This window comes from Legionella nigrisilvae (assembly GCF_977063395.2).
The window spans coordinates 338,767-363,351 of the sequence record NZ_CDRUGZ020000043.1; the positions used below are offsets into that span (position 1 = coordinate 338,767).

The following is a 24,585-nucleotide window of genomic DNA, read 5'->3' on the forward strand; positions in this document are numbered from 1 at the left end:
TTACGTATTGCTTTAAAATGCTTCCCAGCGCAAAATAACCCAATATGGCAAAACAAAATTCCCAAAGGACTAAAATGCACTCACTCTATCCGTCAATTAAACCTTATGCGCAACACGAATTAAAAGTCAGTGAACTGCATACGCTTTATATTGAAGAAACCGGCAATCCTGATGGATTACCGGTTATTGTATTACATCCAGGCCCTGGTGCTTCTTCGGGAGATGGTTACCTTAGACGTTTTTTTGATCCACAACACTATCGTATCGTACTTTTTGATCAACGCGGGTGTGGACGCTCTACTCCTCACCTGGAAGTTCGTGAAAATACGACCAATTTATTATTAGATGATATCGATGCCATCAGAGACTTTTTAGGATTGTCCGAATTTGTATTGTCTGGGGGCGGCTGGGGCTCTTTACTTGCTTTACTCTACGCGCAAAAATTTCCCCAACAGATTAAGGCACTACAACTGCATCAAGTTTTTTTGGGAAGACAGCAAGATTTTGATTGGTTTTATAAACAAGGTGCTAACCTGGTTTATCCTGATTACTGGCAAGAATTTATTAGCAGTGTGCCTGAAAACATGCTAGATAAAATTCCCCAATATTATGCCAACTGTTTGCAAGGACCCAATGAACTGGCACGGATGAGTGCAGCAAAGTCATGGGCATTGTGGGAGGCTCGTTGCAGTAGCTTACATCCTCATTTATATGTCATTGATCAATTCAGCGACCCTCATTTTGCGCTGGCTCTTGCAACGTTAGAATCTCACTACATTAATAACCATTTTTTCATTGAAGAAAATCAGGTAATGGACAATGTTCATAAAATCAGACATATCCCAACATACATTGTACACGGCCGTTTTGATTTAATTTCGCCTCTGGCTGGCGCCTTTGAACTTCATCAAGCAATCCCGGCATCCAATTTAAGAATAGTTCGTGATGCAGGACATTCAGATAGAGAATCAGGAATCATTGACGCCCTGATTTATGCGAGTAAAGAAATTTCCAAACAAGGGCCTGATGCATGCTGATTGTAATTCAAAGGGTAAATCAAGCCCGAGTAGATATTGATGGTGAAACCGTTGGAACAATAGGCCAAGGACTTCTGATACTCTGTGGTTTTGAACATGAGGACACAGAACAAAATATCAAAAAAATGTTAGATAAATGTCTTAATTATCGTATTTTTAATGACAATCAAGGAAAAATGAATTTAAGCCTTAAAGAGGTTCAAGGTGGGTTATTATTAGTTCCTCAATTTACGTTGATGGCCGAAACCCAAAAAGGATTGCGTCCCAGTTTTTCAAATGCAGCTCCACCTGAGCTGGGTCGTCAATTATTTGATAATCTCTTAACACAAGCCGCTCAGTTATATCCTCATACACAAAGTGGATGTTTTGGTGCGGACATGCAAGTTCATTTGTGCAACGATGGTCCTGTGACCTTTTTATTAAAATTCTAAGGCAGGTCGTATATCAAGTGTAAAATCTCAACAAAACACTATGGTCGTGGATGATTGTTTGCAAGAACATCAAACTCGTGTAACATCGTTCTCTAAATCAAATAATTAAAAAAATCATGCGATTAACTTTAAGAATCATTAGCTTTACTGGTGCTCTAGCTTTAACAGGATGTGCTTGCAAGGGAACGAACCCAGCCGATCCTTTTGAACCCTTTAACCGCAAGGTATATAAATTCAATTCTGCCTTAGATAATGCCATTTTAAAGCCGACTGCAAAAGCATATCGGGCTGTTTTACCTGCTCCTGTCCGTAAAAGTATAAATAATTTTTACAACAATCTTGATCTTATCCCATCTGTAGGAAACGATCTTCTGCAAGCTGAGGGAAAATGGGCAATTCGTGACTCGTGGCGATTCATTATAAACTCCTCTCTTGGTGTGGGTGGCTTATTTGACGTAGCTAAAACCTTTGGCTTACCTCCCCATTCAAATGATTTAGGTCTTACTTTAGCTAAATGGGGCGATAAAAATTCTCCCTTCCTAATGCTTCCTCTATTAGGTCCAAGTACCCTTAGAGATGGAGCAGGATGGTTATTCCAATTTGCTTTATACAGCCCCTATGTTTATATAAATGAAGATGCTGTAGTCTATAGTCTATTAGCTCTTCGTACAGTGGATTTGCGCTCACAACTATTAGATACTGAACAAATAATGGATGAAGCTTTGGATAAATATGCCTTTATGAGAGATGCGTATTTACAATATCGAAATCATCTAATCACCGGCGCTCATTCAGACACAGGTTCTCTTTATGTTGATGATAAAAAAGCCGATCAGGAAGCAGCTGCTGAAACTGGTAGTGATTATGTAGATGAATAATTTTAGTACTCCAATACTTTGTGGCCTGGGTGAAGCGTAGCGAAACCCAGGTTTCAGGATATAGATAAATTTCTCAACTCCAGGTTTCGCTACGCTTCATCCAAGCTTCTCTTACAAGTTTTAATTAAGCCCTACATATCTTCTCAAGGCAACGCAAAAAATCACCAGCGATATCAAGTTTTGTTTCTGCTTCTATTTCTCTTAAACAGGTTGGGCTTGTAACATTAATTTCTGTTAAATAATCACCAATCACATCGAGACCAACAAAATACAACCCCTTGGCCTTGAGAGTGGGAGCCACTTGTCCACAAATCCATCTGTCTCGATCTGTAATAGGTACGACCTCCCCGCGTGCACCCGCAGCTAAATTTCCGCGTAAATCTCCTTGCGCGGGAATACGCGCCAAAGCAAAAGGAACAGGCTCACCATTGATTAATAAAATGCGTTTATCACCAGTGTGTTTTATTTCATGGATATAACGTTGGGCAATAATTGTTTGTGTTTGATTTTTAGTCAGGACTTCTAAAATAACTGCTAAATTATTTCCTTGCTCCTCAACATGGAAAACGGAATTACCTCCCATGCCTTCCAAGGGTTTAAAAATAACTTGTTTGTGCTCCTCCCAAAATGATTTCAATTGCTTCATATTTCGCGAAACCAGGGTAGTCGGACAACACTGAGGAAAATTTAAAGTAAAAAACTTCTCATTTGCATCACGCAAGCTTTGAGGTTTGTTGGCAACAAGAACCCCTTCGTGTTCGGCCAGCTCCAAACAATACGTTGTGTAAATGTATTCTGTATTAAAAGGAGGATCTTTTCTCATGAGGATGATATCGAACTCACCCAAAGACGTTTCATATGAAGCATTAATGGTGGCCCAATCTCTGCTATTCAAATCTCCGATACTTAAATCATAAACGTGTGCGAAAGCCCGTCCATCCTTACAAAATAAATCCTCTTGGGTAAAAACAACACAAGACCAACCCATTTCTTGAGCTTTCTTGATCATAGCTAGAGTGGTATCTTTATAAGGTTTTAATTGATTTAGAGGATCTAGTAAAACAGCAAGTTTCATTATTCATCTCCTATTGCTGCTATTTCTCTTGCTGCAGCAAGTGCAGCTAAGCGAGCAATAACTCCATATACATAAAACCGGTTCGATTCATCTACCTCAGTTAAATCATCGCAAGGCATGTTACAGGCTTGGGCAAAAGCTAGAGGTTCAAAATGCATTCCGGGTGCATTCAGATTTTCATCAATGCCACGTTCTTTGTGAACTCGGTAAAATCCACCCACTACAAACTGACCAATCATATACACAACAGGTTCGGCAACGGAGCCATTTGGCATGGTTTCAAAGGTATAGACACCCTCTTGAATAATAACCCGATCCACTTTGCGACCTCCTTTACTGGTCGACATTCGAGTGCGCTGTTTTCGATTTAATTTACGTACTTCTTCTGCCTCATGCACCATCATCACGCTCATGCCATAAGTGCCATTATCCGCTTTAATTACTACAAATGGTTTTTCTTTTATCCCATAAGTTGCATATTTATCATTCATTAAAGTGAGAATTTTCTCCACTTCAATAGCTAATTTATCTATACCTTCCTGGGCCATGAAATCAAGACCTTCTAAAGCACTAAAATAAGGATTAATTAACCAAGGATCCATCCCTACCAATTCGGAAAACTCCATCGCGACCTTGTCATAAAAATTAAAATGACTCGATTTCAAGCGTGAAGACCAACCTAACTGTGCTGTAGGTCTTATTTTTTGTTTTATACCTTGTAAAATTTCAGGAATCCCCTGAGAGAGATCATTATTTAACATAAGAAAACAGGGATTATAATTAGCGAGGCCCACTCTATCACCATCGCGCTGAATAGGCTCTAACAGTAGCGATTCCCCCCCATCAAGAAGCACCTCTGTAGGTTCTTTAATCTCAGGATCTAAACTACCTATGCGAACCACAAATCCCGCTTTTATAAAAATAGTTCTTAAAACATTAAGACTTTTTAAATAAAACATATTGCGTGTATGACTTTCTGGAATCAATAAGATGCGTGTGCAATCTGGAATATAGTCAACTAAAACAGACTGTGTTGCCTGAATACATAGGGGAAGGAATTCCGGATTCAAATTATTAAACCCAGCTGGAAATAGATTAGTATCTACTGGCGCCAGTTTGAATCCCGCATGACGTAAGTCAACTGATGAGGTTAAAGGAGGGGGAGTTTCCTTCCATTGATGCCTAAACCAAGCCTCAATAGCTGCGATTTGATTTAAAACAATTTTTTCAACATGAAACAATGGTCCAGAATGTGCGGTGGTTAAATGAGGAACAGGGATTTCATGTGCATTCATGCTTTCTCTCTTACTATTTTTTTTGATGATGTTACCGGGGTTATCACAGAAATAAAAGATTTTATTGATTTTCTGTTATTATATTGCAAGTTCGATTTTTATACCTAACATAATCCGTTAATTTCATGATCGTACTAAAAAAGATTTTTGTTTGGGTTTAAAGTCCACTACATTGATTAACAACTAAAGGAACCTTATTCATGATCAATGCGCTGATACAACAATTTTCCACGCAAATACAGACTTTTCTATATATCATGATGATCATCAATGGTATTTTACATTTGATTTTTGCTGGTGCTGTAGCTCACGATGCAGGGAATATGAATCGAACCGGACAAAAACCAGTCTTGGTTTCTGCTGCTACCTGGGCATTCGCTACATTAATAGGCGGTGTCTTCACTGCAACGATTTATTGGTTGCTTCACCACTCTACAATTACTAGACCGACCATAAGAGAGATTCGTTATGACCAAGCCTAATATTAAAACCATTGATGTGCATCAACTAAAAAAAATGATGGATCATGATCCCGATCTTTGTTTAATTGATGTTAGGGAATTGGAAGAATGGCAAGAATTCCATATCGCTAGAGCGCTTCATATTCCTAAAGATCTTATTCCATCCTCTATTGCTGTCCAATTCCCAAATAAAAATCAACCCATTTATTTACATTGTAAAGGTGGAGTTCGATCTTTATTTGCTGCTCAATGCTTAATGGATTTAGGATATCAAGAAGTTTATTCAGTAGATGGTGGTATTATTGATTGGGCTAAATCGGGTTACCCAATAGAACAACAGAAAGAACGACTAGAGCCACAATTATAATTCTAAATTCTAAGCACAACTCGATGCAGCAAAGGAGTTCCTACAATTTTTGACCGAAAAATAGGGGCTACTTCGCTGCATTTGACTGGAGTTGTAAGACATTCAATTAAAGGGCATTATTTGTAAACAGAGTATAGACGATCGGCTCCATAGAATCTTCGCTGCCAGGAGACTCCAGAGTTGGAGGAATTCCCTTGTCTGTAAAGAGTCTTGCACGATTTTTTACATCAGATTCTTTAACTATCTGTTGTACCCTAGTCAAATCAATCTCTTTTGTTCTGAAATTCGCTACTTTTTTTAGTAAATCTTGGAGTACATCTTCTACTTTATAATCCTTGATTTTCCTTTTTGAAAAAGGCTGTTCGCTGGGTGCTAAATAACCTTTTCTGGGATCCGAGTCGACATACACATGTGCGTGCATAAAATTGCTCAACGCATCATACATATCTATCAAATCTTTAGAATCTGGGAAATTGTCCCAAGTAAGATTGAGTGAAGTGGTTAATGCATTATATAGAGTGCTGTTTTCTGGAGATAAAAAATAAGGAGTTACAGTACCTTGATAACTTTTAAAAATTTGATCACGAATATAAAATGCCGCCGCATTAAGTACAATTTTTTTATTTGGACTTTCAGATTGTTCAAGACAGTTAAGGACCGCACATAAATACTTACACTGAATCGCGCGTTCTGGATGACTAATGGTGAGAATCTTTAATGACTTTGGAATGTTTTTTTCATCTAATTTATGGCTTTTTAATTCAGTTGCAATACTCTCCCTAATGTATTTTGCTAATTTATCATATTCGACATACTGAAAACCCATTTCTGCTCTCCTTAAACTCCATGAATCGGGATTAGTAAAATTTACTCCAACGCGAAGTTTAAACTAATTCAGAAAGTCAGTCATGCATTTTCCTTTTACTGCTTAATTAATTTTTAATCTTTAAAAGTCAATAACATAGGTTCGATGATTTTGAGGATGTCCCTTATGAAAACAATTCTTTTGGTTGCCTTCTCCTCCAGGTCAAAAGAGTTTAAACAGGAAATTAACCTATTTATTTGCTTTTTTCCGCTGTGTTGATTAATTTACCTCTTTAAGTTCGCATCAGGAATGGTTATGAAAAAATACCTATGCTCCCTTTTTCTTGTTCTAATTAGCCTCAATGCATTTGCACAAATAAATCAACCCAAATTGGTTGTTCAACTGGTAATTGATCAATTACGTGGTGATTTAATCTTTCAACATCAGCAACAATTTGGTAATGGCGGATTTAATTATCTATTAAGTCATGCCATAGATTACCATAATACGCATCATCCGCATGCCAATACTACTACTTGTGCAGGTCATGCTACAGTTGCAACAGGAAGCTTCCCCGCACTACATGGCGTTGTAAATAATGAATGGTATGACCGAAAATCACAGCAAATGGTCTATTGCATGGAGGATTTAAAAACTAATGTACTGCGAACACCTCATACCCGTATTGTGATTCCAGGGCGCTCTCCTAAAAATTTGTATACCTCGACATTAAGCGATGAAGTGATACTCTCCCAAAAAGGACGTGTCTTTGGTGTGTCTTTAAAAGATCGTTCAGCTATAACCCTAGCTGGACATGCGGGTAAAGCGTTTTGGTTTGATACAACTAATGGTGGTTTTGTTACCAGTACCTACTACTATACCCAATATCCTCAGTGGGTTAAAAATTGGAATAAAAACTATTCTCCTCAAGACTACGCCTGGCATCTGAGTCGCTCTAAAACTGAATATCAAAATTCTAACTCGCCTATTTTTTACCATGAAGATGAGCTTTTTGGTCAAACTTTTCCGCACCACATAACTCAAGCACCAAGCCCCGAATACTTTAAGTCTCTATCGCGTTCCCCCAAAGCGGACCAACTCACTGCAGATTTTGCCGAACATCTTTTAACTGAAGAACGATTGGGACAATCTTCTGGAAAAACTGATTATTTAGGTATTAGCTTTTCTGGCGTTGATGCAATTGGCCACCAATTTGGTCCCCATAGCCTGGAGTCAGAGGATAATTTATTAGAACTAGATAAGACTCTCGCACATCTTTTATCAGTTATTGACAAACAGGTAGGCCTCAACAATACGCTTATTGTGCTTACTGCCGATCATGGTGTAAATGATGGACCAACTTATCTCAAAGCACATCGTATGCATGAAATTAATCCCATTGACGTCCCTAAAATGGAGCAATACATTCGTAGATTATTAAAGAAACAATATACGCTCCCAGAAGAAACATTAATGTCCGTCACTCCGCCTTATATCTATCTCAATCATAAAGTGATAAGTCAGCATAAAATAAAACTGAGCGAGGTGAAGCGTTATCTTGCACGGGCTTTAACGCTACAGCCTGGAATTTTCAAAGCTTATGCATTGCCACTTACGGATAGTGAAAAAGATTGGCTTAGTGCTAAAGTGGATAAAATGTATTTCCCAGACCGGTCTGGAGATCTGTACCTGGTTCAACCTCCAAATCAATCCAATGGTACTAAGGGTATAGACCGTGTAGCTCATGGAAGTCCATGGCAATATGACAGTTATGTTCCGCTCCTGTTCGTCCATCCTGATTTTAAACCACAACGTATCTTTCGTTCCACTTACACGACGGATATTGCTCCTACTTTATCCGCGATACTTATGATAAAAAATCCATCTGGAGCTGTGGGACATCCTTTGCTGGAAGTGGTATCGGCTTTTAATTAAAAATAGACCCTGGGTTTTCTAACAGCCCAGGGCACTATTTTAACTATAGAAATCAGCTAAACTTATATTAAAGAATTGGTATGTTTTGAAGCTTTAAAAAACAGTACTATAACAAGCAAACCCTAATTAAAGATTGAATTTAACGCAAAAAACCTTTAGTATTTGCACGAAATTTCTAACGATATCATCATGAACAAACAAGCGATAATTATTGGGATTTCAGGCCCTTCTGCATCAGGTAAAAGTCTTTTAGCGAATACAATTGTCAATGAGCTTGGCTCGGAACAAGTAGTAGTTATTTCTGAAGACGCCTACTATAAAGATAATGGTCATTTACCGTTCCCTGAAAGAGAAAAAATAAACTACGATCACCCTGATTCTTTTGATCATGCATTACTTTGTGACCATTTACGACAATTAAGAGATGGTAGACCGGTTGAAATTCCAATTTATTCTCACTCAAAACACATGCGCTTGCCTGAAACCAGAACAGTCGGGCAACACGCAATTATTATCCTTGAAGGTATCTTACTCTTTAGCGATAAAGAATTACGTGAAATAATGGATATTCGAATTTTCATGTCCACTCCGCTCGATGTGTGTTTAACCCGGCGTTTAAAAAGAGATGTGGTTGAACGGCATAGAACTTTTGAATCTGTGGTACACCAATATGAAACCACGGTACGTCCCATGTACCTGCAGTTTATAGAACCATCTAGTCGCTATGCAGATATTATTATTCCTCGCGGAGGAGAAAACAGGATTGCTATTGAAATGATTCAAGCTAAGATGCGGGAATTATTAGCATTGCATACTAATTAATGTGGGTTCGAAATGGAAAAAAAGAATTTTATTTTTTCATATCGAACTTAATTATTTAAAACTAGAGCCGCTTATAAATGCGAGCATTTTACGGGATAACATTCGTTTAGCGATAAAAGTCATCAAATGCCTTTTATATCGAACTCATGTTAATTAATTGAGGAGAGAATGGTGGGATTTTTAACAGGAAAAAAAGCACTTATTATTGGTCTAGCTAGCAATCGCTCGATTGCTTATGGCATTGCCAAAGCATTTCATGAGCAAGGGGCTGAGTTAGCTTTTACCTATCAAAATGAGCGTTTACAAGATCGTGTTGAAACAATGGCAGCTGAATTCAATTCATCCCTAACCTTTCCTTGTGATGTAGCTCATGATGAAGAAATCCAAGCTCTGTTTTCAAATCTTCGCAAGCATTGGGATCATTTGGATATCTTAATTCATTCAGTAGCTTATGCTCCAGCGGATCAAATTAGTGGAGATTTTGTAACATCTTGCACACGTGAAGGCTTTCGAATTGCTCATGATATCAGTGCCTACAGTCTAATAGGGCTAGCACAAGCCGCTTTACCTATGATGGAAGGTACTGAAGGTTCTCTTTTAACCTTAAGTTACTATGGTGCTGAAAAAGCAGTACCTAACTATAATGTTATGGGAGTCGCAAAGGCTAGTCTTGAAGCTTCAGTACGTTATTTAGCTTCAAGCTTAGGTTCCAAAGGCATCCGCATTAATGCTATATCAGCAGGACCAATCAAAACACTTGCTGCGGCTGGAATTAAAGATTTCCGTAAAATTCAAACTGCCTATGCTAATATTACCCCGCTCCATAGAAACGTTACTATTGAAGAAGTCGGAAATACAGCTGCATTTTTGTGCTCTAACTTGGCTTCAGGGATTACTGGCGAAGTAGTTCACGTTGATGCCGGTTATCATGCGGTATCCACTATGAGCGATATCAGCTAATTTTTTACCTTTCCTATAATCCGGAGAGGTTTCTAGCGCAAGTAAATTTTATTCCAAAACCCAAAATTTGGCTCGAACCAGGAGCCAAATTTTAACGAAATATAATTACACCTTATCTCCCCCTCCCCAAAGTTCATAATCAAGGTTTCTCCAAAAGATTAGTTCGTGGACTAAGAGTCAAAACTTTAACGAATTGATATTTATAAGCTATTCTTTATACACCAATCCTTAAAAAGAGCCATCATGCATCAAACCCTCAGTTCGATTCCATTTATTTGGACCTTCGTTATGATGAGTTCTTTAGCACAGGGAGCTCCATTTTCTTTAGACAATATGATCAAGGTCACTCCAGAAAATGACACTCAGTGCGTGCAATACTACCTGTATAAAGGTGTCCTTTATTGTAATTCAACAACAGACTCTAACCCCATAGATTCTCAAATAAGAAACTATGAGCAATTAAAAATTTCATTTGATGAGCGTCCTTGGAAAATGGCTTGGGGCAACAAAAATTCAATTGGCACAACAATCGAATACGTTCCCGCAGGCGATGATATAAATCATTGGCTTGAATTAGTTACAAGTCAGTATTTTCCCGGCTTACAGAAAAAAACATCATTAAAACAATTTGCTAACACCTTAATAAAAAATCTAACCGATTTGGGTTATCAACCCATCATTACTTTCCATGAAGATACAGAAAACCGGGTGTTATTAGAAATAAGAATAGAAAAACCAGAAAACCAAATTCGAGATGAGCTGGAAATGTTAATTAAAGACAACAATGGAATCTATCTTTTGCAGTATGTCATTAAGAAAAGTGACATGGGCAATGAAAATAGACAAAGATGGATAAACAATTTAAAAAATAGTGTGAAATTAAAGGAGGCAGGTCCTCAGAACACTATGCAATGATTAGCTAAGTTTTGGAGCATCAGGTTCCAGATCTTCAGTCTCCGCAGGCGTATCATTCGAATCTAAAGGGTTTTGCTGATTCATGAGCTGTGCAGGGAGACGTGTCTCACCCACGCGAGTATTCGTAAGAACATCCATTTCACCTTGGGTGTCATTTGGATCATAATTAATTTTCCTGCTCTGTTCTAATTCTATTTTAGTATCGATAGGATCATAATTAATTTTATCCTTAGTCAGTTCTTCTTTATCCTCATGCTTTAATTTAATCTCATGCCATTTAGAATTTTTCATAATATGCTCAATAAAAGTATTTAAGTATATTATAGCATGATGCCCATAGCATGAGATTAAGGGGAAGAATTGATTACTCAATTTCCCCTGTATTTTTATATACTGCATCCAACGCCTTTAAGGATTCCAACAAAGGTTTCATTTTCTCTAAAGGCCAACTGTTAGGACCATCACTCAACGCCTTATCGGGATCAGGGTGAGTTTCCATGAACAATCCTGAAATACCTGCAGCTACTGCAGCACGAGCAAGAACAGGAACGAATTCGCGTTGCCCCCCAGAAACCCCATTATTTCCTCCAGGCAATTGCACTGAATGCGTTGCATCATAAACGACAGGACAACCCGTTTCACGCATAATGGCTAAAGAGCGCATATCAGAAACCAAATTATTGTATCCAAAACTTACGCCGCGCTCACAGGCCATAATCTGCTCATTACCACATGCCTTTGCTTTATCAATCACGTGCTTCATTTCCCATGGAGCTAAAAATTGACCTTTTTTGATATTAACAGGCTTATTCATCGAAGCCACTTTCTGAATAAAATTAGTCTGTCTGCATAAAAATGCGGGAGTTTGTAACACGTCTACCACGCTCGATACCTCCAATAATGGAGTATCTTCGTGGACATCCGTTAAAATAGGTACACCCACTTGATTTTTTACTTTTTCTAAAATGGATAAGCCCTTTTCAAAGCCTGGTCCTCTGTAGCTGGATATAGAAGAACGATTTGCTTTGTCAAATGAAGATTTATATATAAAAGGAATCTGCAATTGATTACATAGTTCCTTTAAATAACCCGCGGTTTCCAAAGCCAGTTCTTCACTTTCAATGACACAGGGTCCAGCAATTAAAAATAAGGGCTTATCTAAACCTACTTCAAATCCACATAATTTCATTCTTAATTTTTTCCTTGATGTTTTTTGCGAGCAGCAAGTACGAATTGTTTAAACAATGGATGACTTGCTCTTGGAGTCGATGTAAATTCCGGATGAAATTGGCATGCCAAAAACCAGGGATGATCGGATAATTCTATCATTTCCACTAAAGAATTATCTGCTGAGCGGCCGGAGATAATCAACCCATGTTCAACCAGGCTTTCTACATATTTGTTATTCACTTCATAACGGTGTCGATGACGTTCTATTATTTGTGGTTTTCCATAGACACTATATGCCAATGTACCTTCTACTAATTGACACATTTGTGCCCCTAATCGCATGGTACCACCCAAATCACCATCTTCATCGCGAAGTTGTTTGGACCCATCAGCATCCATCCACTCATTGATTAAGCCCAGCACAGGATACGAGGTATTTTTATTAAATTCAGTCGAATTTGCATCTTTTAAACCAACAACATTTCGGGCAAATTCAATAACGGCTGTTTGCATTCCCAAACAAATCCCTAAGAAAGGAATTTTATGCTCTCGAGCATATTGGATTGCTTTGATTTTACCTTCAACACCACGCTCTCCAAAACCTCCTGGGACAAGAATTCCATCAATACTTTCTATAAGCGAAGCACCATGAGTTTCAATTAACTCCGCATCCAAATAAACAATTTCGACTTTCGTTTGGGTATGAAGCCCAGCATGCAGTAAGGCCTCATTAATGGATTTATACGCATCATTTAACTCAATATATTTCCCGACCATGGCAATTTTCACTGTTGCGGTTTGAACGGCTCTCATAGCCACAACCCGATCCCATTCACTTAAGTCAGCTGGTTTTACGTCAAGACCCAATTTTTTTACTACAATGTCATCGAGCCCATGCTCATGCAAGATTCTTGGAATTTGATAAATACTTGGCGCATCTTCTAGAGAAATAACTCCTTCTTTCTCCACATTAGTAAATAAGGCAATTTTTGCCCTATCAGACATGGGTAATGCTTTTTCTGAACGACAAATCAAAATATCAGGTTGAATACCTATAGATCGCAATTCCTTTACCGAATGCTGCGTTGGTTTTGTTTTCGTTTCACCTGAAGTAGCGATATAGGGCACCAAAGTCAGATGAAGGAATAACGTTCTTTGCACACCCAATTCAATTCGCATTTGACGAATGGCCTCAAGGAAAGGTAATGACTCGATGTCACCTACAGTTCCACCAATTTCAACCATTGCCACATCAAAACCGTCGGCACCTAATTTAATGCAGCGTTTGATCTCATTAGTAATATGGGGGATTACCTGAACCGTTCCCCCTAAATAATCCCCTCTTCTTTCTTTTTTAATGACATTTTCATAAATTTTCCCTGAGGTAAAATTATTACGTTTTGTCATAACGGTATTTACGAAACGCTCATAATGGCCCAAATCGAGATCTGTTTCAGCACCATCATTGGTCACAAAAACTTCGCCATGCTGGAATGGACTCATCGTTCCAGGATCAACATTTATATAGGGATCAAGCTTAATCAGTGTTACTTTAAGACCACGCGCTTCGAGAACCGCCGCGAGCGACGCAGCTGCAATACCCTTTCCTAAGGAAGATACTACTCCACCTGTAATAAAAATAAAATTTGTCATAATTGACCTTGTATCCTGCTAATTAAGTACTGTTTAGTAGAGAATATAGAGTTCGGATTCCATATAGCCTGGGAGATTGAAGCGAAATCTTGGATTTTCGCTTCCAAATTCTCCGGGTTTCGCTTCGCTTTACCCAGGGCTATACAAACATAAAAGAATCGAAACTAACTAACTAATAGCCAATAAATGCCCCATTTTCTCTTTCTTAGTTTTTAAATATCGGTGACTTTCCTTAGTAGGTTCTATTTCTAAAGGCACTCTCTCCATAACCTTTACACCATAATGATCAACCGCAGCAATTTTTGATGGATTATTAGTTAATAATCTTATTGCATCAATACCAAAATATTTAAGTATTTGATAAGCAATGGCATAATTTCTGCTGTCCGCAGGAAGACCTAGTTGATGATTCGCATCAACGGTATCCCAACCTTCTTCCTGCAAGGCATAAGCTTTAAGTTTGTTTGCTAAACCAATTCCACGGCCTTCCTGGCGTAAATAGATTAAAACACCCCCTTCAGCCGCAATTAGAGACAAAGATTGCTCCAATTGTTTGCCACAATCGCATTTACACGAGCCCAAAATATCACCTGTAATACATTCTGAGTGAATACGTACTAGAGGTACTCGATTAGCAAATATAGGTGGCTTCACCAAAGCGAAATGTTCTGCACCATCCAGTTCATTTGCAAAAACAGTCATATTAAAATCACCTTTGTCTTGCAAAGGAATACGTGTTGAAGCAGCCGCATTGACTAATCTTTCATGGCGAATTCGATATTCTATCAAATCTTTAATCGTTACCAGAGGAATATTATGTTGTTCGGAAAATGTAACCAATTCATCACGTCGACTCATGGTGCCATCTTCGTTAATAATTTCACAAATTACAGCAGCAGGAGTTAAACCAGCAAGTTTTGCCAAGTCCACACTACCTTCCGTTTGTCCAGGACGTTCTAAAACGCCTTTTTTCTTGGCACGCAAAGGAAAAACATGGCCTGGAGAAATAACATCCGCAGGACCACTCTCAGAAGAAATCGCAACTTTAATTGTCCGAGCCCTATCTTTAGCGGAAATACCTGTAGATACACCTTCTGCTGCCTCTATGGATACCGTAAATGCAGTACCATAAGGAGACCTATTATTTTGCGCCATCATCGGTAATTGCAATTTATCAATGAGTTCATCAGCCATAGACAAGCAGATCAAACCACAACCATAGCGAGACATAAAATTAATTGCCTCTGGTGTAGCATATTCCGCAGCCACGACCAAATCGCCTTCATTTTCCCTATCTTCATCATCCATTAAAATAACCATTTTACCGGCTTTGAGTGTTTCCACTGCGTGTTCTATTGTAGCTAATGAATACTTCATAACGCGACCTCATTTGATCCAGTGTTCATTTAATCCTCCAGCCAATCCAGACATGCTATCATATTGTCGCCCATAGCATGCCAAGAAATAGTATGCGCTCGGTCAAATATCCCACTCTGCTGGTATGCTGAAATTGCATCGTGTTCCAAAATACTTGGAACAATATATAAATAAGTTCGATGAACTAACCCTTGTTGGTGCAACGCACTAAAAAGTGCACCACCGGCTTCTACCCAAACATCATGATACCCAAGCTCCCCCAGATGGCTCATCATAACATTTAAATCCATTACTCCATTTTTCATGGGCATTAAATGCAAAGTACTGTTAGGATAAGAAACCTCTCGTTCATTGCAATGATACACATGACAATGAGCGGCGGTTGAAAAAATTATAGACTGCTGCCCCAGGTTCAACTCTCTATCGATAATTGCAACAGGCTTTGCCTGTTCTTCCTGGCCTAAACGCACGTTCATTTTGGGATTATCCCTACGGATTGTTTGGGCAGTAGTGAGAATCACATCTGCGGCAGCGCGCATTTTATGCGTAAATTCCCCACATAAAGCATTAGATAAAATTACCCGCTCTCCTACGGAACGACCAATTTTACCGTTTAGTGTTTGTGCTATTTTCACGGTTACTCTTGGCTTTTTAGTTTGAGTCCAGTAGGAATAACTTTTATAAAATTCAGTAATTTCATCTACAGGATAATGCGTCACCTTAATTCCATGGGCTCTTAATTTTTCTGAGGAATTATTTTTAGCAACTACTGGATTAGGATCCAAATAAGCAAAAACAACTTCTTCCACTCCATGATTGATAATCGCATCGACACAAGGTGGCGTTCTTCCCCAATGATTACATGGCTCAAGAGAAATATATAGACAAACCCCTGGCATTTGAGGAGGAATTTGTGTTAACAATAATTGTTCTGCATGCGGAGTTCCTGCCCCTCCATGACTTGCTTGTGCTATAATAATTCCATTTTGCACAGCAACCGCGCCAACACAGGGATTGGGGGCGCAATGACCTTGTCCAATACGGGCCTGTTCAAGTGCTGCGAGCAAAAACTTTTTGTGCATTATTTAAGTACCTTTCTATGATGCATGGTAGCTGCTCAACGCTAAATAGACGTGATCCCAAGGACAAACCGCGGGATGACGAGAAAGGATGAGTAGTTACGATGCGTGAATGATAACAAATTATTCAATTTTTGAGTAGCCTAATGATTAAATTGAACATTAAGAAAAACATTTTTTGGATACTGTTAGCGAGTTTTCTTGTCCGACCCTCATTTGCCGAGGGTCTGTCTCCATACTCCACCAGCGAACTGGAACAGTTAGAAAAAGAATTCGTACAGCAAATTAATCAATCAGAAAGCGTGGAGCGAAATCCATTAGCAAGCCAATATATTAATCGCATCGGAAAAAGCCTAGCGCATGCAGGGCATATTAAAACTCCTGATTTTTTTATAGTAAAATCGAATGAAATCAATGCATTTGCCGGTCCAGGGGGACATATAGGTATTAACTCGCAACTTATTTTAACAACGAGTACTGAAAGTGAGCTGGCGGGAGTCATGGCCCATGAAATTGCACACGTACGGTTGCACCATCTCTACAGGATGATCGAACATCAAAAACAAATGCGCGTTCCCATGCTTGCATCCATATTGGCATCTGCTGCTCTAGGAGTAATTAATCCCACAGTAGGAATGGCTGGAATGATGGGTGCTTTAACAGGATTCTCACAAGACAATATCAATTTTACACGATCCAAAGAAAAAGAGGCGGATAGGATTGGGATTGATATGTTGACTAAAGCAGGATACAACCCCCAAGGGATGGCGGCTTTTTTTAAAAAAATGCAGGAAAATTCGCGGTATTACTATACGGCAAACGTACCTGCTATTCTACGTACTCACCCTCTGGATGGAGACAGGGTAGCAGAAGCAGAAAACCGTATCGCGCAATCTTCACACAAACACCATGTAGATTCTCCGGAATATCCTTTGGTTAAAGAATTAATCCGCACATCAGTCGCTCAAGATCCTAAAACGCTATTTGATTATTATGAGCATCAATGCAACAAAAAAACCCCTGCTTATGCCTGCCAATATGGGCATGCCCTTACTTTAATCAATAATAACAATTATGCAAAAGCAGCCACTGTCTTAACTCCTTTATTGACAGAAAATAATAATCTCTATTTTCAAATTGCTATGGCACAAGCTGAAACAGGAATGTCCCAACATAAAGCAGCCCTCTCCCGATTAGAAGAAATACAAAAAAATTACCCTGATAATTACGCCGCTCTTATGGCGTATGCCCAAGGTTTGTTGGCTGCGAATCAAAATGAGAAGGCTACCAGTATTCTACTTAAAGGAAGTAGAAAATATAAACATGATCTACCTTTGTGTCGCGAGTTAGCTCGAGCCCAAGCGCAATCACATCAAAAAGATTATGCTTATTTTACTCAAGCCCAATGTCTACTACTTGAAGGACAAAAAAGAGCTGCGGTAGCTCAACTAAAGGTGGCCCAAAGCCTGGCAAAAAAAGATCCTTATTTATCAGCAAGAATCTCTGCCAAAATTGATGAAATTATGAACTAATCAAAAGAGCTTTTTTCGTACACGCTCCGCTCATGCTCTATCGATAGATACACCCTATCTTATGATAGAGCGAGACGCCAACACACTGTTCGTTCATAAAACTTTAAGACGAAATAAATAACGCTAGCTCAATTCTTACTCACGAATCAAATTGATGAATTATCATACAGTACTATACTAGAAAAATATGTCTCACGTTTCATACGATAATCGGTAAGGTTTCTTCATGATTATGTCTAAAATGTTACGAGGTATAATTTATTCCGCATTTCAGTCACAAATTAAGGCGGATAGTGTGACTTGGCACACTGAGTTAGATCAGTTTGTTCTCAATGAAAAGGATATGGATTTCTTAAATGAAGAGGCTTTAATTTTCTTCAATCAAGTCTTGATTAAGAAATTACGTAAAGAAGCATTACATCGCTTAGATTTTCATTAACAACTAGGACATACTTGTATTCTTGTGAGTGGCGGGGACATTTATCTCAAACATTCTGCTGATCATTATCAGTTCGATCAGTTGATTTGCACAGAGTTAATATACTGGTCGCATGAAAAAAGAGTACTGTCTTGGAAAATATAAGCTGGAAAATTTAAAAAAAGATACAGCACCAGGAATAGTTATATTTTATATGCATATGGGGATAGCCCAAGCAACTTAGCTTTGCTTAATTATGCAGACTATGCTTTTTATAAATGTTTCCAATAAAAGAAACAGAAGCAGCAATAAAATGCGGAGGGATCTCTATGAACGATTCAACAGTATCATCGATTACCAATTTTTTAATACAAAATGACTTTGATAACCCCTCACTAACCCAAATCTCGCAAAATCTACAAAGCTCCTTATATTTTGCGAAAGTGGGAACGCGCGAAATAACCATTAAAGTATTTAATAAAAAGGAGTTGGAAACTCTTTATCAGTTAAATACCCAAAAATTTCTTCGTTTTATGGAGTTTCAAATGGGGTGTATTAATGATTTGACTCAAATTATACCTGCACCCCACTTAATCCGTTTTAATAATTTCTTTGTACAGGAAATGGATAATATACTGTTTTATATTATGGATTATATCCCTGGAGAAACTCGGGATATCTCGGCTATTACTCCAGCTCAGAAACAGGATATTGCCCGAATATTAAGGTTAGTCCATCAAACAGACTTAAGTCATTATGATACTAGTTTTTTTTCTATAAGAATTGATCTTCTTGTCCAATCCTGGCAATTTTTTCTAAACAATCAGGGAATAAGTTTAGTAAAGCAATTAGCTGCTCCTCTTCAAGATAACGCTTTAAATAGTTTTCTTGATCAAATATCCAACGAAGTGACCACTCAAGCCCTCTGGGATGTTAATAATAAGAGTAACTTAGTGATTGCCCATGCAGATATAAAACCTAAGAATGTTATTTGGAATCGTAAGGATGAGTTTTTCATTATTGATTGGGAAGATTTATCTACCATGCGAGCTGAAATTGATTTTATTGATACTATTACCAGTTGGACCCTTAAAAAAGATAATGAGGAATATGTATTAAATAACCATGAATTAAAGCTGTTTCGAGATGCTTATGCTTTGCCTTTGACAATTAAAGAAAGCGATATCCACTTTTCAGCGGCAAAATGGATGTCCTGGATTATGACCTGTTATTCACGATCTAATAATGAAAAGGTACATGATGGAATGATGATGTTGAAGTTGCTTGCAAATAATAAAAGATCTTTACTGGACCTCTAGTATCTATCTTCATTATGCAAAGGAACAATTTTTTAAACTCTGTGTCCGGGGTATATTTTTTACCAAAAAAATAAAATCGCAGTAAGTAAAAGAAACTCCAACAACAATTTATGTCATGGAGTTCCTATTGCAGCTTGCCAAACAATATTTAAAACTAATCTCGAAAATTCTCATACTGCAAGGGCAATTTAATATTTGATTTCTTCAGGAGCGCAATGGTTTCTTGCAGCTCATCTCGCTTTTTTCCTGAAACCCGAATTTTGTCTCCCTGAATTGATGCTTGCACCTTAATTTTGGAATCTTTGATACATTTCACTATATCTTTAGCTGTAGGCTGGTCGATTCCTTGCTTGAAAGTCATATTTAAAGAATAAAATTTTCCGCTGTGTACGGGCTCATCTTCCATATCTACTCCCGAAGCATCAAGATTGCGTTTACTGCAATGATTACGGAATAAATCCTCTAATTGTCTGACTTGAAAGTCTGATTCAGCGCGTAAGGTTACCGTGAGTTCTTTAAGCTCTATGCTTGAGTCCACTCCGCGAAAATCGAAGCGAGTCCCCATTTCACGCAAAGCATTATCAACAGCATTACGTAATTCAACCATGTTTGTTTCAGAGACAATATCAAAAGAAGGCATAAGTTACTCATTCAAATTAAAAAATATAATTTAACAAAAAACAGAATGTTGCACCACATTCCAATTCTCAATTCTTATTGTTGCATATTCACTTAAAGAGTGTTATCAAATTAATTGGCTCAAAAATATTCTATTTAGTTACCAACCGTACAATAACCCTCGGGTTATTCGAATCTCAAGGAGTGAGAAGTATGGCAAAGGAAAAAAAGGAGTATTACACCTCATATCAACCCCAACCCCAGCATTCTCGTTTTTGGCTTCATTCGGAGTCATGTTATACAGATGAAGAATTAGCGCAAAGAGAATGGATTCTTAAAACACGTGCCAACTCAGGAATTCATCCGGATTATTTAGCCAACCCCAGTTCTTGGTTTGCAGATGATTCCCAAGCTTTAATTAACGTTTATGAGCGTTCTTGGTTTTACTCTAATGCATTCAAAACACGTCATGCTTTAACTCGGGATGATTTTCATGTCCAACCCATCGATAGTCAACGTTTGCAATGGACTGCCTTATATCAACTAATGCAAAAAATTGGTGATTATTTATTGTTAAGGAATCAGAACTTACGTCCAGATCATTTAAATCAGCCTATGAATTTTTTCTTATTGGATCTTAATCATATACTGAAAGGAATAAGTCAAAATCCCAATATCAAGCAAACAAGCGAACAATTAGAATTAGTCACTCGTTATGTACGTACTATTGAAAAGAATATATCTCCTTTTATAGGTTCAGATCGATTATTTTTAGCTAATTTTCGCAGTACAATTGACGATGAAATTCATCCCCTGTTAGCCCACAAGATTGAATCGCAACTATTAAGAGATCGCCTAGGTGACGTATCCAAAACAATTGAACAACTATCCACTGAACGTAACCGCGTTTTGCACTTTGCTCTGAATGCAAATCAGGTTAATCCTCATCCCTATACCTTTGCAATCGATAAACCTGCTGATTTAAAAGCCTATCCTACTCAAGCAGTAAAAGAATGCGGGAAAAGTTCAACTGCGGTCGTAGACAGTCCTATTTCTACATTGCAGTTGACAGCGGATCAACTTAAAAACTGCCCGGATTTCCAATTAGTAAATATGCAAGATAATGTATTAGAAAATTATGCTCAAGCCATAACTGATTTAAATGAACTCGACCAGTTTCAAAAAGTCATTACTCAGACAATGGATCTTTTGGGGCAAGCAGGTGAGGTGTTTACCGTTCTTCAATTTAAGGAACAATTATCTTCACTACTGAAACAAATTGACTCCTTTATTGATGAATCTTCCGTTCATATTGAAGCAATTATCCACGCCAATACCAATGCGTATCATAAAGCGATTCAGGAGGAACAAAATTTATCTTTAATTAAAAAATGGATAACTTCTGAACAATCAAAATTGAATACCTTTATCACAAATCAAGATACTCTGGCACAATTTCCCTCTACAACAAGTGATCTTTCGAAAACGAATCAAGTATTAAAACAACAGGTCAATTATGTTATTGCTCATTTAAATGGTCCTAAATTGAAAGATACTGATTTCGTAACATTAGCTGGACAAGCTCAGGAATTAAATGCATTAATGGATTCTATGCATCGTTGGATCTCATTCCAATACTCCATTAAAGGATTGCAGCCCCCTAAAGAACCTGAAAAACTACAGTTAATACCCGAGCCCAGAGCGCAGCAAAAACCTCATTACCAACCTAAACTGCACTCCTCCTTTTTTGAGTCAAATAAAAAGCAAGCTATAGACCATTGCTCTCCTAATTTGAGCTATGAACCACCAACATGCCGTCTTCCCATTGAACAACCACCTGCGATTGCATCAGCCTGTACTGATCAAGATATGACTGTATGTAAGGTGCAAAATGACTCACCCCGTAACGATCTTACAGGGATGTATCTAGGGATGATTATTTTAGTTCCCATTGGCTTTCTAGCACTTTATTTATTGTACCTATCCTTTAATAAATCAGAACCCAAAGTGAAACTGTTAGGAAGCAAAGAGGAGTATGAAGAAATTAAAACTAAATTCGATGACTTTATTATCGAAATCAAAAAAAATGACGACTTGAGCGACTCCCAAATACAGAACAAAATGGAAGATTTCATTGAAACATACAGTGAGTTAAACAAACAAGCTCAAAGAGGAATATATGATGTAGAAGAATTAAAAGAACTTTTTGAAGACGTGAGCGATTTTTATAGCGAGTATACTTCCGAATCAGAATCAAGCACATCATTGATTTATTCGTGAATTCTTTGATTGCCGTGCACTAAGTGAATTGCTAATACCTCTAATGAGTGGCATACAAAATAAAACTGGGGGTGCTCCCCAGTTTATACATTGCATCAACCGAAATACACTTTGTACAGTAAGAATAGACCGATGAGTAATGTAATTACCCCACTTATAATGAATAGTTCCGTCTTAGTTATCATTTTATTCCAAACTTTATATACGGTATCTGGAAAATAGAGCCTAAATAAGCCGCCAATCAGTATTAACCACGCAAAGACGGTTACAATAACAGGCCAACCTAATACCCATACGTTATGACTCAGAACCATTAATAATCCAATTATTAATGTTATTATGCCAACAACCAACATGACCGCTCGTTGCCCCATTAATTCCCTCATCGCGGTAACTACAATTTCACGTCGTACAAGTAAAAGCAAGCTCACAATTACCAGATACCAACCTAGCACTGCTGCTAAAAAATTGGTACCCATAACAATCTCCTGATATAAAACTCTCCTATTTAAATTATAGTAGAATATCCACCTTTATAACGTGGTGAATCAGGCAAAAATAGCTAAACTTATATATATGTTTGGATCAAAGGATTCTTTAAAATGAGCAAGCAATTTACTGCAAATGTTTACTGTAAAGAAGCTATGATTGCGACCCAAACAGGAGATGATCTTGATCAGCTGTACACATGGATGTTGATTCAAGTTAATGGGCACTTTGATGATATCCGCGGTGAAATTATCGATAATACTACAAACAAAACCGTGAGAACATTTCGCAAAGCCCCTATAGAATAAGCTCCGATCAGGTTCTGGAATACCTAAACTATGGGTCAGAATGCGTTCACACAGTAAAAGAATATGTTGACTAAGATAAAGAAGAACTTACAATGGGACCCCTTTATTTTTAAGTTTCATTAAGGACAATCATGAGCGCAACTGGAAAACCATCTTCATTTAATCTGTTTTGGTTGCTCAACTACATCTCCATCGCTTCAGTTTCAGCAGCGATTATTACCCCTGCTCTTCCAAAAATTCAATCTGAATATGCTCTAGGTCCGGGTATTATCGAATGGATAGTTTCTGCTTTTTTAATTGGGTATGTAGTAGGGCAATTGGTCTATGCACCTCTTGCTAATCGCTATGGACGCTTAAAAGCCCTACGTACAGGACTGTTGATTAATTTATTTGGCATTCTCATTTGTTTGTTCGCTTTATTACAAGGAAGTTATTGGTTACTAATCGGGGGACGCCTCATAACGGCTTTAGGTGCGGCAAGCGGACTTGCCTGTACATTCATGTTAATCAATGAATGGTTACCCGAAACTCAAAGAAAAACTGCTATGGCCTATTCTGTGTTGTCTTTTGCTCTTGGCATCGGAATCGCTGTAGTACTTGGTGGATTAATTACAGAATACCTCAATTGGCAAGGATGTTTTTGGATATTACTGGTACATGGCGTAATTATGCTCTGGGGAACGTGCGTGTTTAGTGAAACCTTAACTCATCCCAAATCAATACACGTCTTGGCCATTATCCGTGATTACTATGCTGCATTGACTTCTGCTAAATTAGTAATTTTTTCATTAGTAGTAGGATGTTGCTCTGCAATTTCGTACTGTTTTTCTGCTGCAGGTCCTCAAATAGCTGAAGAAATATTGAAACTCTCAGCAGCAGAGTATGGCTATTGGAATATTCTCAACATCATTGGCATGCTCTGTGGAGGATTATTAGCCAAACAATTACTGGCTCGTTTCTCGGCAAATCGACTCATTGCCATTGGCTTTTTAGGAGTTGCTTTAGGCATATTTAATTTATTGATGATGTGGCACATAAAAAGCGAATCTTCATTGTGGTTCTTCCTAATCACAGGAAGTCTTTATTTATTTAGCAGTTTCTTATTTTCAGGTGGGTCATTTGTTGCTTCAAATGCACTGAGTGACAAAGCCAGCGCTGCAGCAATGATGAGTTTTGTTAACATGTGTTTTGCAACACTGGGTGTGATAGTTATGGGTTATCTGATGGTAAATCCTTTATTAAGTTTTATTATTATTTTAGGTATTATTTGGCTCCTGGTTGTTGGACTCTTGCTGATAAAGGCTTTAAGGGTAAATAATACGTTGCTGTTATCAGGAGATTCAGATTAACCATCGACACTA

At 38.0% G+C, this 24,585-nt stretch carries 25 protein-coding genes; 15 read left to right on the forward strand and 10 right to left on the reverse strand.

All coding sequences use genetic code 11. The annotated features are described in order from the left end of the window. Positions 1–74 precede the first annotated feature (74 nt). From pip to ACWTE2_RS31900, 3 genes are all read left to right on the forward strand, one after another. On the forward strand, positions 75–1,037 hold the full coding sequence (gene pip / locus ACWTE2_RS31890) for a prolyl aminopeptidase (protein WP_454785916.1): 963 nt from the start codon (positions 75–77) through the stop codon (positions 1,035–1,037). Then, positions 1,031–1,468, forward strand: a complete 438-nt coding sequence (gene dtd, locus ACWTE2_RS31895; RefSeq protein ID WP_454785917.1) for a D-aminoacyl-tRNA deacylase — start codon at positions 1,031–1,033, stop codon at positions 1,466–1,468. The genes pip and dtd overlap by 7 nt, the downstream gene beginning before the upstream one ends. Positions 1,469–1,584: 116 nt before the next feature. Continuing rightward, on the forward strand, positions 1,585–2,346 hold the full coding sequence (locus ACWTE2_RS31900) for an MlaA family lipoprotein (protein WP_454785918.1): 762 nt from the start codon (positions 1,585–1,587) through the stop codon (positions 2,344–2,346). A 124-nt stretch (positions 2,347–2,470) separates the two neighbouring features. Here the strand turns inward: ACWTE2_RS31900 and gshB are convergent, their stop codons facing one another. Together gshB and gshA are read right to left on the reverse strand one after the other, a co-directional pair. Next, positions 2,471–3,421 (reverse strand): glutathione synthase, encoded by a 951-nt coding sequence (gene gshB / locus ACWTE2_RS31905; RefSeq protein WP_454785919.1) that lies wholly within the window; start codon positions 3,419–3,421, stop codon positions 2,471–2,473. Next, positions 3,421–4,716: a glutamate--cysteine ligase gene (gene gshA, locus ACWTE2_RS31910; RefSeq protein WP_454785920.1), complete on the reverse strand. Its 1,296-nt coding sequence runs from the start codon at positions 4,714–4,716 to the stop codon at positions 3,421–3,423. The genes gshB and gshA overlap by 1 nt, the downstream gene beginning before the upstream one ends. Positions 4,717–4,916: 200 nt before the next feature. Here gshA and ACWTE2_RS31915 point away from each other — a divergent pair, with 200 nt between their 5' ends. Then, a complete protein-coding gene (locus tag ACWTE2_RS31915; protein WP_454785921.1) occupies positions 4,917–5,198 on the forward strand; it encodes a hypothetical protein in 282 nt (93 codons plus the stop codon). After that, entirely contained in the window at positions 5,185–5,544 is a 360-nt protein-coding gene (locus ACWTE2_RS31920) for a rhodanese-like domain-containing protein (RefSeq protein WP_454785922.1), read from the forward strand. Before ACWTE2_RS31915 ends, ACWTE2_RS31920 begins: the two co-directional genes overlap by 14 nt. Positions 5,545–5,650: 106 nt before the next feature. Here the strand turns inward: ACWTE2_RS31920 and ACWTE2_RS31925 are convergent, their stop codons facing one another. Beyond that, entirely contained in the window at positions 5,651–6,370 is a 720-nt protein-coding gene (locus ACWTE2_RS31925) for a hypothetical protein (protein WP_454785923.1), read from the reverse strand. Positions 6,371–6,664: 294 nt separating this feature from the next. Between ACWTE2_RS31925 and ACWTE2_RS31930 the strand changes: the two genes are divergently transcribed. The 4 genes from ACWTE2_RS31930 (at position 6,665) to ACWTE2_RS31945 (ending at position 10,981) form a co-directional block, all read left to right on the forward strand. Further along, positions 6,665–8,284, forward strand: coding sequence for an alkaline phosphatase family protein (locus ACWTE2_RS31930; RefSeq protein ID WP_454785924.1), 1,620 nt, complete (start codon positions 6,665–6,667; stop codon positions 8,282–8,284). 189 nt (positions 8,285–8,473) lie between these two features. Further along, positions 8,474–9,106 (forward strand): uridine kinase, encoded by a 633-nt coding sequence (gene udk / locus ACWTE2_RS31935; protein WP_182393204.1) that lies wholly within the window; start codon positions 8,474–8,476, stop codon positions 9,104–9,106. Positions 9,107–9,274: 168 nt separating this feature from the next. Then, entirely contained in the window at positions 9,275–10,066 is a 792-nt protein-coding gene (locus ACWTE2_RS31940; protein WP_454785925.1) for an enoyl-ACP reductase FabI, read from the forward strand. Positions 10,067–10,309: 243 nt separating this feature from the next. Continuing rightward, positions 10,310–10,981, forward strand: a complete 672-nt coding sequence (locus ACWTE2_RS31945; protein ID WP_454785926.1) for a hypothetical protein — start codon at positions 10,310–10,312, stop codon at positions 10,979–10,981. Here ACWTE2_RS31945 and ACWTE2_RS31950 read toward each other — a convergent pair whose 3' ends face one another. From ACWTE2_RS31950 to ribD, 5 genes are all read right to left on the reverse strand, one after another. Beyond that, positions 10,982–11,272, reverse strand: a complete 291-nt coding sequence (locus tag ACWTE2_RS31950; protein WP_454785927.1) for a hypothetical protein — start codon at positions 11,270–11,272, stop codon at positions 10,982–10,984. Between the two features lie 73 nt (positions 11,273–11,345). Then, positions 11,346–12,170, reverse strand: coding sequence for a 3-deoxy-8-phosphooctulonate synthase (kdsA, locus tag ACWTE2_RS31955; protein ID WP_182393202.1), 825 nt, complete (start codon positions 12,168–12,170; stop codon positions 11,346–11,348). A gap of 2 nt (positions 12,171–12,172) precedes the next feature. Next, a complete protein-coding gene (locus ACWTE2_RS31960; protein WP_454785928.1) occupies positions 12,173–13,804 on the reverse strand; it encodes a CTP synthase in 1,632 nt (543 codons plus the stop codon). A gap of 168 nt (positions 13,805–13,972) precedes the next feature. Next, the gene (ribB, locus tag ACWTE2_RS31965; protein ID WP_454785929.1) at positions 13,973–15,181 is read right to left on the reverse strand and encodes a 3,4-dihydroxy-2-butanone-4-phosphate synthase; all 1,209 of its coding nucleotides are present in this window, start codon (positions 15,179–15,181) and stop codon (positions 13,973–13,975) included. Positions 15,182–15,210: 29 nt separating this feature from the next. Continuing rightward, entirely contained in the window at positions 15,211–16,263 is a 1,053-nt protein-coding gene (gene ribD / locus ACWTE2_RS31970; protein WP_454785930.1) for a bifunctional diaminohydroxyphosphoribosylaminopyrimidine deaminase/5-amino-6-(5-phosphoribosylamino)uracil reductase RibD, read from the reverse strand. 143 nt (positions 16,264–16,406) lie between these two features. Between ribD and ACWTE2_RS31975 the strand changes: the two genes are divergently transcribed. From ACWTE2_RS31975 to ACWTE2_RS31985, 3 genes are all read left to right on the forward strand, one after another. Next, positions 16,407–17,792: a M48 family metalloprotease gene (locus ACWTE2_RS31975; protein WP_182393198.1), complete on the forward strand. Its 1,386-nt coding sequence runs from the start codon at positions 16,407–16,409 to the stop codon at positions 17,790–17,792. Between the two features lie 232 nt (positions 17,793–18,024). Continuing rightward, positions 18,025–18,231: a hypothetical protein gene (locus tag ACWTE2_RS31980; RefSeq protein WP_454785931.1), complete on the forward strand. Its 207-nt coding sequence runs from the start codon at positions 18,025–18,027 to the stop codon at positions 18,229–18,231. A gap of 308 nt (positions 18,232–18,539) precedes the next feature. Then, the gene (locus tag ACWTE2_RS31985; protein ID WP_454785932.1) at positions 18,540–19,529 is read left to right on the forward strand and encodes an aminoglycoside phosphotransferase family protein; all 990 of its coding nucleotides are present in this window, start codon (positions 18,540–18,542) and stop codon (positions 19,527–19,529) included. 154 nt (positions 19,530–19,683) lie between these two features. On the opposite strand, the gene ACWTE2_RS31990 is transcribed toward ACWTE2_RS31985, so the two are convergent. Continuing rightward, the gene (locus tag ACWTE2_RS31990) at positions 19,684–20,169 is read right to left on the reverse strand and encodes a YajQ family cyclic di-GMP-binding protein (RefSeq protein ID WP_182393195.1); all 486 of its coding nucleotides are present in this window, start codon (positions 20,167–20,169) and stop codon (positions 19,684–19,686) included. Positions 20,170–20,360: 191 nt separating this feature from the next. Between ACWTE2_RS31990 and ACWTE2_RS31995 the strand changes: the two genes are divergently transcribed. Beyond that, positions 20,361–22,427 (forward strand): hypothetical protein, encoded by a 2,067-nt coding sequence (locus ACWTE2_RS31995; protein WP_454785933.1) that lies wholly within the window; start codon positions 20,361–20,363, stop codon positions 22,425–22,427. Positions 22,428–22,522: 95 nt separating this feature from the next. Here the strand turns inward: ACWTE2_RS31995 and ACWTE2_RS32000 are convergent, their stop codons facing one another. Next, entirely contained in the window at positions 22,523–22,906 is a 384-nt protein-coding gene (locus ACWTE2_RS32000) for a hypothetical protein (RefSeq protein ID WP_182393193.1), read from the reverse strand. Between the two features lie 123 nt (positions 22,907–23,029). On the opposite strand from ACWTE2_RS32000, the gene ACWTE2_RS32005 reads away from it, so the two are divergent. Together ACWTE2_RS32005 and ACWTE2_RS32010 are read left to right on the forward strand one after the other, a co-directional pair. Then, positions 23,030–23,224 (forward strand): hypothetical protein, encoded by a 195-nt coding sequence (locus ACWTE2_RS32005; protein WP_454785934.1) that lies wholly within the window; start codon positions 23,030–23,032, stop codon positions 23,222–23,224. A 131-nt stretch (positions 23,225–23,355) separates the two neighbouring features. Then, positions 23,356–24,573, forward strand: a complete 1,218-nt coding sequence (locus ACWTE2_RS32010; RefSeq protein ID WP_454785935.1) for an MFS transporter — start codon at positions 23,356–23,358, stop codon at positions 24,571–24,573. The last annotated feature ends 12 nt before the right edge of the window (positions 24,574–24,585 follow it).